Genomic DNA, 13,484 nt, shown 5'->3' on the forward strand with positions numbered 1-13,484 from the left:
ACGCGCGAACCTCGGTGGTATGCCGCCGCGCGCCGCCGTAGCGACCGCCGGATGCGCGTACGCCGATGGCCCTCCGCCGCGCGCCGCTATCGCGAACACCGGACACGCGGACGCCGGTGGCCTTCCGCAGCGCGCCGCCGGGGCGTGCGCCGGTCGCGGGCCCGCGGCGGCGTGGCTCACTCGAGCAGGCCGGGAGGAGGGTCGAGGACGATCCGCCCGCCGGGCACGTCGACCTCGGGGACGAGGGCGCGGACGAACGGCACGAGCGCGTCGCCGCCGGGGCGGCGGATGACCAGGAGGTCCTGGCCGAGGTGCTCGACGTCCACGACCTCCCCGATCTCGGTGCCGTCGGTGGTCACGGCGAGCAGGCCGATGAGCTCCTGGTCGTGGAACTCGTCCGGGTCGTCGCTGGGCGCGATGTCGGCGGAGTCGATCAGCAGGAGGACGCCCCGCAGGGCCTCCGCCGCCGTACGGTCGTCGACGCCGGTGAACCGTACGAGGAGGCGGCCGGCGTGCGGTCGTACGGACTCCACGGTCAGCGGGCCGAGGCGAGAGGGGTCGGTGGCAAGCGATGACCCTGGCGCGAATCGCACGCCAGGGTCATCGGTGCTCGTCTCGACGCTCACCTCGCCGCGGACCCCGTGGGCCCGCCCGATGCGGCCGACGGCGAGCAGCATCAAGCCGCTCCGCCGGTGGTCGGGCCGCTCCGGCGAAGAGTGACGACCGTGAGCACTATCTGGCCTCGTTGAGGTCGAGAAGGTCGACGCGGATGTACCGGCCGCCGGCGAGGGCACCGATGACGGTGCGCAGGGCTTTGGCCGTACGGCCGTTGCGGCCGATGACCTTGCCGAGGTCATCGGGGTGCACGCGCACCTCGAGGACCCTGCCGTTGCGGAGCCGGCGGGCGCGCACCCGGACGTCGTCCGGGTGCTCGACTATTCCGCGCACCAAGTGCTCGAGCGCCTCCTCGAGCACTTTAGGCCTCGCTCTTGGCTTCGGAGGTCTCCTCGGTCGGCGCCGACTCCTCCGCCTCGCTCTTGGCCTTCTTGGGCTCGGCCTTCTTCTTGGACTTGGGCGTGGTCGCCTTGCCCTCGGCGTCGCCCAGGGTCTCCTTGACGGCGGCCTGGAAGACCTCCTGCTTGTCCGGCCTCGCCTCGGCGACCTTCAGCGTGCCCTCGGAGCCCGGCTCGCCCTTGAACTTCTGCCAGTCGCCGGTGACCTTGAGGATCGCCAGAACCGGCTCGGTCGGCTGGGCGCCGACGCCCAGCCAGTACTGCACCCGCTCGGAGTCGACCTCGATGAGCGAGGGCTCCTCCTTCGGGTGGTACTTGCCGATCTCCTCGATCGCACGCCCGTCACGCTTGGTGCGGGAGTCGGCGACGACGATCCGGTAGTACGGAGCCCGGATCTTCCCCAGACGCTTGAGCTTGATCTTGACTGCCACGGGTGTGGTGTTCTCCAGATTCGAAATGATGAGCGATGGTCACCGGGTGGGGACCGGAGCCGCCGCTCGGAAGGACACCGGCGAACAGGTGAGAGAGGGCCCTGCCCGGTCCGGTTTTCCAGCCTGCCATTCTGCCAGACGATGGCGGTGAAGTGGCAATCGATCGCTCTCCGTCGTGTCAGCGCGCCGATTCGGCGGCCTCCGCGTCGCCGAATCTAGGGCGATCGGGGCGAAGCGGCAGGTCTTCGCGGCGAAGGCGGGCGAGAAGAAGGCTCAGTGCCGGGTTGTCGTTGCTCCTCCGCCACGCCGAACAGAGCTCCACGGGGGCGGTGCCGGGCGGCTCCAGCGAGCGGAAGACCACGTCGTCCGGGTGGAGCCGCGTGGCCGCCGCCGGCACGAGCGCGACGCCCCACCCGCCGCCGACCAGTCCGAGGATGCTGTGCACCTGGCTGAGGTACTGCGCGAACACCGGGGCCACCCCGGCCTCGCGGAAGACGCTGATCAGCAACTCGTGGAAGTACCGCGCCTCGATCGGCGAGTACATGATGAACCGCTGCCCGTCGAAGTCGGCGACGCGCAGCGGGCGGTCCGGTTCGGCCAGCGGATGCCCCGCGGGCAGCGCGGCGACCAGCGGCTCGCGCGCCACCAGCCGCGAGTCGAGGTCCGGACGGGTGACCGGGGGCCGGACCAGGCCGAGGTCGAGCGTTCCTTCGGAGATCGCCTCCAGCTGGTCCATGGTCACCATCTCGCGCAGCACGACCTCGACGCGCGGCAGGACCTCCCGCGCGGCCTCGAGCAGGACGCCGAGGGCGGTGTACGCGCTCGCGGCGGTGAAGCCGACGGTGATGCTGCCGGCCTCGCCGGCCGACACCTGACGGGCCGCCAGCGCCGCGTGCTCGGCCTGCCTGATGAGCCGGCGTGCCTCGACGAGGAAGGCCCGGCCGGCGCGCGTGAGCCGTACCGAACGGTTGGTGCGGTCGAACAGCCGTACGCCGAGGTCGTTCTCCAGCAGCTGGATCTGCCGGCTCAACGGGGGCTGGGTCATCCGGAGCCGGGTGGCGGCCCGGCCGAAGTGGAGCTCCTCGGCGACGGCGATGAACCCGGTCAGCTGGGACAGCGTGAACATCGATACTCCACTTGTATCAATGGATGCGATTTTTGAGTTGGACGTGGATCAGTCGTGCAGCCTAGCTTCGTACGAACGCGGGATCGGGACCGGGTACGCCGTCGACCGGCGGAATTCGTCCTGCCGTACTGTGCGATCCGTAATCGTCGTCCGGTTACGCGGTGGGCGTCGTCAAGGCGGGCATGAAGGTCGTCGGCCGGCCGCCGGACCCCCGCTGACCGGCCTCGGCGACGGCGAGCCTGCGGAGCTCGCGACCCTCGTGAAGAAGGTGAGCTGACGATGACCGTGCAGGATGTGACGCTTTCCGGACACCAGTTGATCGGCGCGCGGGACGTCCCCGGGACCGGTGAGGAGTTCCACGGCGTCGACCCCCGCAGCGGCGAGCGCTTGGAGCCCGCGTACCGCTTCGGTACGGCGGCCGACGTCGAGCGCGCCGCCGCGTTGGCATGGGAGGCGTTCGGCGCCTACCGCGACACCGACCAGGAGACCCGGGCGGCGTTCCTCGAGACCGTCGCCGACCGCGTCGACGGGCTGGGCACGACGCTGACCGACCGGGTGACCGCCGAGACGGGCATCCCGGAGGCCCGCGTCAAGGGGGAACTGGCCCGCACCACCAACCAGCTGCGGCTGTTCGCCCGCGTCGTACGGGAGGGCAGCTGGCTGGGCGCCCGCATCGACCCGGCGATCCCCGACCGTACGCCGCTCCCCCGCCCCGACCTGCGGCAGCGGAAGATCCCGCTGGGGCCGGTCGCGGTGTTCGCGGCGAGCAACTTCCCGCTGGCCTTCTCCGTCGCGGGCGGCGACACCGCGTCCGCGCTCGCCGCCGGCGCCCCCGTCATCGTCAAGGCGCACCCCTCCCACCCCGGCACGTCGGAGCTGGTCGGCCGGGCGATCCAGGCCGCGGTCGCCGAGCACGGGCTGCCCGAGGGCACCTTCTCGCTCCTGCACGGAGGCCGCGAGCTGGGAGTGGCCCTCGTGACCGACCCCCGGATCAGGGCCGTCGGGTTCACCGGGTCCCGGCAGGGCGGTCTCGCGCTCGTCGCGGCCGCCGCCGCCCGTCCCGTCCCGATCCCGGTGTACGCCGAGATGTCCAGCGTGAACCCGGTGTTCCTGCTGCCCGGCGCGCTCCGCGAGAAGGCCAAGGACCTCGGCCCGGCGTACGTCGCCTCGCTGACCACCGGCGCCGGCCAGCTCTGCACCAGCCCCGGCCTGGTCTTCGCCGTCGAGGGCGACGGGCTGGACGCCTTCGTCGAGTCGGCGGGCGCGGCACTCCAGGAGACCGCGGTGGCGCCCATGCTGAACCCCGGGATCCAGCAGGCGTACGACGCGGGCGTCCGGCGGCTCGGGGCGCTCGACGAGGTCGCCGAGGTGGCGCGCGGCGGCGAGGATCAGACCATCGCCTGCGGTGGACGTGCCGCGCTGTTCGTCACCGACGGGGACGCATTTTTGGCGAATCCGGCGCTGCAGGAGGAGGTCTTCGGCGCCGCGTCGATCGTCGTACGGGTCCGGGATCACGCCCAGCTCCTGGAGATCGCCGAGTCCCTGGAAGGCCAGCTCACGGCCACCGTCCACGCCACGCCGGACGACCACGGGCAGGCCGCCGGGCTGCTGCCGAAGCTGGAGCTGATCGCCGGGCGCGTCCTGTTCAACGGCTGGCCCACCGGCGTCGAGGTCGGGAACGCCGTGGTGCACGGCGGCCCCTTCCCCGCCACGTCCGCCCCGGCCACCACCTCGGTCGGCACCAGGGCGATCGAGCGGTTCCTGCGCCCGGTCGCCTACCAGGACGCCCCGGCCGACCTGCTGCCCGCCGAACTGCGCGACGGCAACCCGCTGGGCATCTGGCGGCGCGTCGACGGCGAGCTCGGCCACGACTGACCGGCACCGGCTCCGTCCAGGGACGGCCTCGCCCGAGAGACGCGGGGCCGCCCCATTCCCCTGCCATCATCCGAAGGAGTTCACGTGCCCCCCTCACAGGCAGACGCGACCCCCGCCGCCTTCCAGGCCGGCGAGGCGACGCTCGACCGGATCTCCTGGATCCGGCTGTCCTCGGTCACCCTGCCGCTCGCGACGCCGATCAGCGACGCCAAGGTCCTGACCGGCAGGCAGCGGCCGATGACGGAGGTCGCCTTCCTGTTCGCCGAGATCGGTACCGAGGGCGGGCACGAGGGCATCGGGTTCGGCTACTCGAAGCGGGCGGGGGGGCCGGGCCAGTTCGCGCACGCCAAGGAGATCGCCCCGGTCCTCATCGGCGAGGACCCCAGCGACATCGGCAAGATCTGGACCAAGCTGGTCTGGGCGGGCGCGTCGGTCGGCCGCAGCGGCCTGTCCACCCAGGCCATCGCCGCGATCGACGTGGCGCTGTGGGACCTGAAGGCCAAGCGGGCGAACCTCCCCCTCGCGAAGCTGCTCGGCGCCCACCGCGACTCCGTGCGCTGCTACAACACCTCGGGCGGGTTCCTGCACACGCCCATCGAGCAGGTGCTGGAGAACGCCGACGCCTCGCTGGCGCGCGGCATCGGCGGCATCAAGATCAAGGTCGGCCAGCCCGACAGCTCCCTGGACCTGAAGCGCCTCGAGGCCGTCCGCGAGCACCTCGGAGACAACGTGCCGCTGATGGTCGACGCGAACCAGCAGTGGGACCGGCCGACCGCCCAGCGGATCGGCCGGGCGCTGGAGAGGTTCGACCTGGTCTGGATCGAGGAGCCGCTCGACGCCTATGACGCGGAGGGGCACGCGGCGCTCGCGAGGTCGCTCGACACGCCGATCGCCACCGGGGAGATGCTCACCAGCGTCGCCGAGCACTGGGAGCTGATCCGGGTCGGCGCCGCCGACGTCATCCAGCCGGACGCGCCGCGGATCGGCGGCATCACCCAGTTCCTGAAGCTCGCCGCGCTGGCGGACCATCGGCACCTGCAGCTCGCGCCGCACTTCGCGATGGAGATCCACCTTCATCTGGCGGCGGCGTACCCGCACGAGCCGTGGGTGGAGCACTTCGAGTGGCTGGAGCCCCTGTTCAACGAGCGGCTGGAGATCCGCGACGGCCGGATGCACCTGTCCGGCAGGCCGGGACTCGGCTTCACCCTGAGCGACCAGGCCCGCGCCTGGACGGTCGACCAGGCGGAGTTCGGCGACCGCCCCTGACGAGCCGGATTCCGGCAGACCGGAACCGCCGCCTCCTCGTCGGCGCCCGTACGGCGCCCTGACCCGAGAGCCCTCGGCGCCTTCGTGGCGTCGGGGACTCTTCGCGTTCTCCCTGACACCGACCGTGACTCGCCGGGCGGTTCTGGCGTCATTCATCCGGATTGAGCCCTGGGTACCTGTCGTGATGATCCTCGCGGCCGACGGCTTCGCGTGATCGCGCACCCGCGTCACACGCCCGACGGCCGCCCTTTCGCCCGGATTCCTCCGGGCGAAAGGGCGGCCGTCGTTCTCGTACTACTTCTTCTTGCCCTGCAGCTTGGACAGGTCGGGCATCTGGAAGCCGGGCGGAAGCTGGCCCGGCACCCCTCCGCCGAGGCCCGGCGGGAGGCCCTGCGGCGCGCCGTCCGTGCGCTGCGCCTTGCCGGTCGTCTGCTGGGCGCGCTTGCGGGGGTCGCCGCTGCGCTGCTTGCCCTTGGCCTTGCCCTTCTTGGCCGCCGCCTTGGCCTGCTTGCGGCGGGTGCCCGGCATGCCGGGGATGCCCATGCCGCCGGCCACCTGACGCATCATCTTCTGCGCGTCGAAGAACCGGGTGACGAGGTTGTTGACCTCGGTGACGGTGACGCCGGAGCCGCGCGCGATGCGGGCTCGCCGCGAACCGTTGATCATCTTGGGGTTCTGCCGCTCGTCGGGCGTCATCGAGTTGATGATGCCGCCGATCCGGTCGAGGTCGCGGTCGTCGATCTGGTCGATCTGCTGCCGCATCTGCCCCATGCCCGGCATCATGCCGAGGAGGTTCTTGATCGGGCCGAGCTTGCGGATCATCTGCATCTGCTCGAGGAAGTCCTCGAGGGAGAAGTCCTCACCCGAGGCGAACTTCGACGCGAACTTCTCGGTCTGCTCGGCGTCGAACTTCTTCTGGGTCTCCTCGATCAGGGTGAGGATGTCACCCATGTCGAGGATCCGGCCCGCCATCCGCTCCGGGTGGAAGACGCCGAAGTCCTCGAGCTTCTCACCGGTGGACGCGAACATGATCGGCCGGCCGGTGATGTGGCGGACGGACAGGGCCGCGCCGCCGCGGGCGTCGCCGTCGAGCTTGGTGAGCACCACGCCGTCGAAGCCGACACCGTCCATGAACGCCTGGGCGGTGGTGACGGCGTCCTGACCGATCATCGCGTCGACGACGAAGAGGATCTCGTCGGGCCGGACCGCGTCGCGGATGTCGGCCGCCTGGCGCATCATCTCCTCGTCGATGCCGAGGCGGCCGGCGGTGTCGATGATGACGACGTCGTGCTGGGCGCGCTTGGCGTGCTCGATCGACTGCCGGGAGACCTCGATGGGATCGCCCACGCCGTTGCCGGGCTCGGGGGCGTACACCGCGGTGCCGGCCCGCTCGCCGAGGACCTGCAGCTGCTGCACGGCGTTGGGCCGCTGGAGGTCGGCGGCGACGAGCAGCGGCGCGTGCCCCTCGCTCTTGAGCCAGCGCGCCAGCTTGCCCGCCAGGGTGGTCTTACCGGAACCCTGCAGACCCGCGAGCATGATCACGGTCGGCGGGGTCTTGGCGAACCGCACATGGCGCGTCTCGCCGCCGAGGACGTTGACGAGCTCCTCGTTGACGATCTGGACGACCTGCTGGGCGGGGTTCAGCGCCCGGGAGACCTCCGCGCCGGCAGCCCGCTCTTTGATCTGCGCGACGAAGTCCTTGACGACGGGCAGCGCCACGTCGGCCTCGAGCAGGGCGACGCGGATCTCGCGCGCGGTCGCGTTGATGTCGGCTTCGGACAGCTTGCCCTTGCTGCGCAGCGTGGAGAAGACCGTAGTCAGGCGGTCGGAAAGCGTCTCGAACACGTGTCTGGACCAGTCCTAGGGTGCTTCGGGGATCGACCATCAACACTATCCGCTCAGCGGCCGTCGGATGCCGACCACCACGGATCACTGTGACACGGCGTTCGCGGTATCACCAGTGGCGCCGGCGCGGCGGCATGGACGGCCGCACACCGCCGAACGTGTGATCGGCCACATCCCGGAATGCCACCCCGCTCTCGACACTTCCCCAAATCAGGTGAACAAGCCCGTTTAAGGGGGAGGAAGTCCGCATGGACCCGCAGGTGGAGGCCGCACAACTCCTGGTCCGCTGTCTGGAGGCGGAAGGCGTCGAGTACGTCTTCGGCATCCCGGGCGAGGAGAACATTCACTTCGTCGACGCTCTCAACGAATCCTCCATCCGCTACGTCCTCGTACGCCACGAGCAGGGCGCGGCGTTCATGGCCGAGATCTACGGACGGCTGACCGGCCGGGCCGGCGTCGCCTCGGCGACGCTCGGGCCGGGCGCGATCAACCTGCAGCTCGGGGTCGCCGACGCGACGACCAACAGCACGCCGGTCGTCGCCATCTCGGCGCAGGTGGGCCTGGACCGCATCTACAAGGAGTCGCACCAGATCATCGACCTGGTGTCGCTGTTCCGGCCGATCACGAAGTGGTCCGACATGGCGCCGACGCCGGTGGCGCTGCCGGAGATGGTCCGCAAGGCGTTCAAGACGGCGCAGACCGAACGGCCCGGCGCGGTCTACCTGGCGATCCCCGAGGACGTCGAGTCGGCGAAGGTCGACGCGTCCCTGAAACCACTCCCGATCAACGTCGTACGCGCGAACGAGCCCTCCTCCTCCCAGATCGCGCGCGCTGCCGACATCATCGCGCTGGCGCGCCAGCCGATCGTGCTGGCCGGCCACGGCGCCACGCGCGACCACGCGAGCCACGAGCTGGTCCGCCTGTCCGAACGGCTCGGGCTCCCCGTGGCGACGACGTTCAACGGCAAGGGCGTCTTCCCCGACGATCACGACCACGCGCTCGGCGCGGTCGGCTTCATGCGCCACGACTACGTCAACTTCGGCTTCGACGAGGCGGACGTCCTCATCTGCGTCGGGTACGAGCTCCAGGAGTTCGACCCGGTCAAGATCAACCCACACGGCGACAAGAAGATCATCCACATTCACCGGTTCCCCGCCGAGGTGGACGACCACTACCCCGTCGACGTGGGCATCCAGGGCGACATCCGGCACAGCCTCCGGACGCTCACCGACGCCGTGCGCCGCCGCTTCGACATGCGCGGCACCGGCGAGAAGATCCGGCGGATGATCCACGAGGAGTTGGACCGCGGTCGCGTGGAGGACCGGTTCCCCATGTCCCCGCGCCGCATCGTCACCGACATCCGGGAGGCGATGGGCCGGCACGACATCGTCCTGGCCGACACCGGCGCGGTGAAGATGTGGATGGCGCGGATGTACCCGACGTACGAGCCGAACACGCTGCTGGTGTCGAACGGCCTGTCGTCGATGGGCTTCTCGGTGCCGGGCGCGATCGCCGCCAAACTCGCGTACCCCAAACGGAAGGTGCTGGCCGCCACCGGCGACGGCGCCTTCCTGATGAACTCCCAGGAGCTGGAGACCGCCGTACGGGAGAACATCCCGATCACCGTGCTGATCTGGGAGGACAACGCGTACGGCCTCATCGAGTGGAAGATGGACCTGGAGATGGGCCGCGACTCGAACGTCGCGTTCGGCAACCCGGACTTCGTGAAGTACGCCGAGAGCTTCGGCGCGAAGGGCTACCGGGTCGAGTCGGCGGACGCGCTCCTGCCGACGCTGCGCGAGGCCCTCGAGCAGGACACCGTGTCGGTGATCACCGTTCCGGTCGACTACTCGGAGAACCTCCGGCTCACCTCGAAGCTCGGCGAGCTCACCGACCCGTTCTGACCCGGCGGACGTCCCCGGAGAAGTCTCCGGGGACGTCAGGGTCTTCTCAGCCGGCGGTGGCGGGCGCCGTGTAGAGGACGGCGGTGGGGTTCTGCGGGGTCAGGGTCGCGGGCGTGGGGCCGGCGATGAACGACGTGCCGGGCTGGTCGTTCCGGCCGAGGAAGAACGCCCGGTTGATCGCCTGCACCTTGATCGTGGCGCCGGTGTCCTTGCTCGTGGCGGGCACGCGGATGCCGGTGATCTCGGCGATGTCGGACGGCTTCGTCCCCGGCGGGAGCTGGACCGTCGTGGCGGCGGGGAGGTCCCGGTTGATGGAGCGGTCCGGGAACAGGTGGTCCGAGCGGTACAGCGTCGGGTCGCCCTTGAGCTTCACGCCGATCGACAGGCCCACCCAGTCGGTGCCGTTCGGCGGGTCGACGGTCTGTTTGCGCACGACGAGGTAGAGGTAGTCACGCGGGTCGGCGATGAGGGTCTGGGAGGTCGTCGGCGGGTCCGCCGCGACGCGGCCCTCCCGGCGCGCCTCCGCCGCCACCACCCAGTACGTCCACGGGTTGCGGTCCATGACCTGTTCGCGGGCCTCGGTGGCCGCGTCGAGGCTCTGCGCGGTGGACAGCGAGAACCGCATCGGGTCGTCGACCTTGTCGCAGATGTTGTTGTTCAGCGTGCAGGTCTGCAGGAGCGGGTGGTCGCCCTCGTACGTGCCCGCGAACTGCTGCGTGACGTGGTTCGGCGCCTGGAAGACGGCGGTGCCGGGGACCCGCTTGCCCTGGGCGTCGACCTCGACCTGGTAGATCCATTCGATGTCGGACGTCCGGCCCCAGCGGGCCATGAGCTGCGGCGTGGACGTGCCGCCGTCCTCGTTGCTCCAGATGTAGGAGTACGTGAGCAGCCGGTGTCCCGGCGTCTTGGCCGGGACGTCCTCGTGCCAGGCGACCAGCGGGGTGTCGGTGGCGTTGTTCTGGAACGGTCCGGTGGAGGTGCCGCCGGTGCCGTTGCGGCCGTACAGGACGGGTGCGTGCGCCATCTCGGTGTACGACGGCGACCCGGCCGCGACCGTACGGAACGCCAGGCCGGACACCCGTACGCTCTTGCCCGGCGAGCGGTCGGCGGCGACGCTGAGCCGGAGCGTGTGACGGCCCGCGGGCAGCTGCCCGAGGGCGAACTCCCGCTTGATCGGGAAGGCCGCGGGCACGACGTCGTCGGTGGCGTACCGGCCGTCGACGAACAGCGACAGGACCGCCGACTCGTGGCCCTTGACGGCCCAGGACACTCCCGGGGCCGCGGCGGTGACGGTGACGAACGCCTCTCCGGCGTGACCGGTACGGAAGGTCACCGTACGGTCGTGGCCGCGCTGGACCGTGGGGACGCCGCCGGCGAGGGCGGGTGTCGCCGCGGCGCCGGACAGGGCGAGGACGAGGGCGGGCACGGCAGCGCGGGTGACGGCCGATCTGCCCTTGGTGACATGGACGTTGGACACAAGACCTCCTGGGGATCTCCAACGTCCAGCAGCCTCATGGTCACCACGCGCACCGTCAATGCACAACACGGGTATTTCGGGCGCTCTTCACCCGGCCGTCAGGAGCGCGCAGGTCAGCGCACGACGTCGAGGACGCTGCGGCGGATGGTCTGGCGCAGGGCGAGGTCGGCGAGCGGATTCCCGTCCTCGTCGACGATGCCTGGGCAGGTCAGCGCACGACGTCGAGGACGCTGCGGCGGATGGTCTCGCGCAGGGCGAGGTCGGCGAGCGGATTCCCGTCCTCGTCGACGACGTAGAAGACGTCGACGGCCTCCGCGCCGAGCGTCTCGACGCGGGCCCCGCGCACCTGGACGCCGCAGGAGCCGAGGGCGTGCCCGATCCGCCACAGGAGGCCCGGCCGGTCGTGGGCGCGCACCTCCATGACCGTCGCGGTGCTGGAGGCGTCGTCGAGGAGGGTGACGCGCGGCGGCGGCACCGGGACACCCTTGCGGGGCTTGTACGACCGGGCGCGGCGTTCCAGCCGGGCCGCGACGTCGAGGCGCCCGGCGAGGACGCGGCGCAGGTCGGCCTCCAGGGCCGCCGGGTCGGGTCCGGAGCCGTACTCGGGGACGGCGATGAACTCCAGGACGGCCGTCTCCGTACGGCCGTCGCCGTCCGACCCGTGCGCGACCGCCGCCCAGGACACCGTACGGGCGCCGCGTACGGCGAGGCGGTGCAGCGCGAGCACGCCCGCCGCCTGCCAGAGCAGGCCGGAACGGTCGGGCGCGACCATCGTGATCCGCGAGCCGGTGACGCGGACGGCGCCGCCGCCGTGGCGGGCGAGGGCCAGTTGCTCGGGGGTGGGGTCGGGCGCCACGGGCGGCGGCGCGCCGGCGAGCACCGCGGCGACCCGGCGGGCCAGTTCGGCGACGAGGCGGGCCTTCCAGGCACCCCACGCGGCCGGTCCGGTCGCCTGCCCGTCGGCGATCGCGAGGGCGGCCAGGGTCTCCAGCACGACGGGGTCGCCGACGGCCTCGGCGACCGCCTCGATCGTGACGGGGTCGTCCAGGTCGCGCCGGGTCGCGGTCTCCGGCAGCACCAGGTGGTGCAGGACGATCGCCTCCAGCGCCCGAACGTCGGCCGCGTCGAACCCGAGGCGCTGCCCGAGGTCGCGGGCCATGACCGCGCCCGTACGGGAGTGGTCGCCGGGCCAGCCCTTGCCGATGTCGTGCAGGAGGGCGCCGACGAGCAGGAGGTCCGGCCGGGCGACGTCGCGGGTGTGCGCGGCGGCGCGGGCGGCGGTCTCCACGAGGTGCCGGTCGACGGTGAAGGTGTGGACCGGGTTGCGCTGGGGGCGGTTGCGGACGCGTTCCCAGTCGGGCAGGAGGTGGACGATCAGGCCGGCCTGGTCGAGCGCCTCCCACACGCCGATGGCTGCGGGGCCGGCGCCGAGCAGGGTGACCAGCGCGTCGCGGGCCTGCGGCGGCCAGGGGACGGGAAGCGGCGCGGCCTCCTTGGCCATCTTCTCGACGGTCGCGATGGCGAGGGGCAGGCCCGCCTGCGCGGCCGCCGCGGCGGCGCGGAGCACGAGCACGGGGTCCTTGCCGGGGTCGGCGCCGAGCGCGAGCACGACCTCCCCGTCCTGCTCGACGACCCCGTCGGCGAGCGGCCTGCGGACGGGGCGTCCCGGCGGGGAGCAGAAGCGGCCCACCGTACGCCAGGCGTGGTCGGCGGCGTACGTGACCGTACGGGCGGCCTCGGCGACGGCGCGCAGCAGGGCGTGCGCGTCCAGGAGGCCGAGCGCGCCGGCCACGGCGTCCTGTTCCTGGAGCACGAGGCGGTCGCCCCCGCGCCCGGTGTGCTCGTGCAGCGCGTGCCGGACGTCGAGGAGCAGGGCGTACGCCTCCCGCACCCGGGCCGTCGGAGCGGGCGCCACCCAGGCCGCCGCGACCGCCTGCATCGCGTGGACGTCGCGCAGCCCGCCGCGCGACTCCTTCAGGTCGGGTTCGAGCAGGAACGCCAGTTCGCCGTAGCGGCTCCAGCGGGACCGGGACATCTCCCGCAGCTCCAGCAGACGGCGGCGGGCGTCGGCCCGCCAGTCGGTCAGGACGGCGTCGCGGAGTTCCCGCGTCAGCGCCGGGTCACCGGCGACGTGCCGGGCCGAGATCAGGCCGAGGGCGGCCTTCATGTCCTCGCGGGCGACGGCGCGTCCCTCCTCGGGGGTGCGCACCGAGTGGTCCAGGCGCTTCCCCGAGTCCCAGATCGGGTACCAGACGCGGTCGGCGAGGGCGGAGATGTCCGGCCGGCCTCGGTGCAGGAGGACCAGGTCGAGGTCGCCGCCCGGGGTGAGCTCCTCACGTCCGTGGCTGCCCACGGCGACCAGGGCCACGTCGGCCTCGGCGCCGAGCAGGCGGGCGAGCTCGCGGTCCAGCTCCCGGGTGCGCGCGGCCCGTGCCGCCCCGAGCGCGGCACGGGCCTCGTCCGTCGCGGAGACCCTGGAGACCTCACGGCCCGGCGGGACGACCTCGCCCGCCGGGCCGTGCGCTCCCCCGATCACGTCCGCCACGC

At 72.0% G+C, this 13,484-nt stretch carries 10 protein-coding genes; 3 read left to right on the forward strand and 7 right to left on the reverse strand.

Going from position 1 to position 13,484, the window contains the following annotated elements; translation table 11 throughout:
* Positions 1-176: 176 nt before the first annotated feature.
* The 4 genes from rimM to ACYVF7_RS46515 all read right to left on the reverse strand — a co-directional run bounded on the left by rimM (position 177) and on the right by ACYVF7_RS46515 (position 2,570).
* The gene (gene rimM / locus ACYVF7_RS46500; protein ID WP_460352462.1) at positions 177-677 is read right to left on the reverse strand and encodes a ribosome maturation factor RimM; all 501 of its coding nucleotides are present in this window, start codon (positions 675-677) and stop codon (positions 177-179) included.
* A 55-nt stretch (positions 678-732) separates the two neighbouring features.
* A complete protein-coding gene (locus ACYVF7_RS46505) occupies positions 733-975 on the reverse strand; it encodes an RNA-binding protein (RefSeq protein WP_252776333.1) in 243 nt (80 codons plus the stop codon).
* A 1-nt stretch (position 976) separates the two neighbouring features.
* Positions 977-1,444, reverse strand: a complete 468-nt coding sequence (gene rpsP, locus ACYVF7_RS46510) for a 30S ribosomal protein S16 (protein ID WP_460352464.1) — start codon at positions 1,442-1,444, stop codon at positions 977-979.
* Between the two features lie 178 nt (positions 1,445-1,622).
* On the reverse strand, positions 1,623-2,570 hold the full coding sequence (locus ACYVF7_RS46515; protein ID WP_460352466.1) for a LysR substrate-binding domain-containing protein: 948 nt from the start codon (positions 2,568-2,570) through the stop codon (positions 1,623-1,625).
* Between the two features lie 279 nt (positions 2,571-2,849).
* On the opposite strand from ACYVF7_RS46515, the gene ACYVF7_RS46520 reads away from it, so the two are divergent.
* Positions 2,850-4,445 (forward strand): aldehyde dehydrogenase (NADP(+)), encoded by a 1,596-nt coding sequence (locus tag ACYVF7_RS46520; RefSeq protein ID WP_460352468.1) that lies wholly within the window; start codon positions 2,850-2,852, stop codon positions 4,443-4,445.
* Between the two features lie 84 nt (positions 4,446-4,529).
* Positions 4,530-5,711, forward strand: a complete 1,182-nt coding sequence (locus ACYVF7_RS46525) for an L-talarate/galactarate dehydratase (RefSeq protein WP_460352470.1) — start codon at positions 4,530-4,532, stop codon at positions 5,709-5,711.
* Between the two features lie 294 nt (positions 5,712-6,005).
* On the opposite strand, the gene ffh is transcribed toward ACYVF7_RS46525, so the two are convergent.
* Entirely contained in the window at positions 6,006-7,556 is a 1,551-nt protein-coding gene (ffh, locus tag ACYVF7_RS46530; protein WP_460352472.1) for a signal recognition particle protein, read from the reverse strand.
* A gap of 248 nt (positions 7,557-7,804) precedes the next feature.
* On the opposite strand from ffh, the gene ACYVF7_RS46535 reads away from it, so the two are divergent.
* A complete protein-coding gene (locus ACYVF7_RS46535; protein ID WP_460352474.1) occupies positions 7,805-9,460 on the forward strand; it encodes an acetolactate synthase large subunit in 1,656 nt (551 codons plus the stop codon).
* 46 nt (positions 9,461-9,506) lie between these two features.
* Here ACYVF7_RS46535 and ACYVF7_RS46540 read toward each other — a convergent pair whose 3' ends face one another.
* Positions 9,507-10,937 carry a hypothetical protein gene (locus ACYVF7_RS46540; protein WP_460352476.1) on the reverse strand — a complete coding sequence of 477 codons (1,431 nt, stop codon included), beginning with the start codon at positions 10,935-10,937 and terminating at the stop codon, positions 9,507-9,509.
* Between the two features lie 208 nt (positions 10,938-11,145).
* The gene (locus tag ACYVF7_RS46545) at positions 11,146-13,482 is read right to left on the reverse strand and encodes a [protein-PII] uridylyltransferase (RefSeq protein ID WP_460352478.1); all 2,337 of its coding nucleotides are present in this window, start codon (positions 13,480-13,482) and stop codon (positions 11,146-11,148) included.
* Positions 13,483-13,484 lie beyond the last annotated feature (2 nt).

This window comes from Actinoallomurus acanthiterrae (assembly GCF_054775715.1).

Excerpts from the sequence above, each read along its gene's own strand:
- rimM (WP_460352462.1), bottom strand. The coding sequence starts at position 677 with ATGCTGCTCGCCGTCGGCCGCATCGGGCGGGCCCACGGGGTCCGCGGC.
- ACYVF7_RS46515 (WP_460352466.1), bottom strand. The coding sequence starts at position 2,570 with ATGTTCACGCTGTCCCAGCTGACCGGGTTCATCGCCGTCGCCGAGGAG.
- ACYVF7_RS46520 (WP_460352468.1), top strand. The coding sequence starts at position 2,850 with ATGACCGTGCAGGATGTGACGCTTTCCGGACACCAGTTGATCGGCGCG.
- ACYVF7_RS46535 (WP_460352474.1), top strand. The coding sequence starts at position 7,805 with ATGGACCCGCAGGTGGAGGCCGCACAACTCCTGGTCCGCTGTCTGGAG.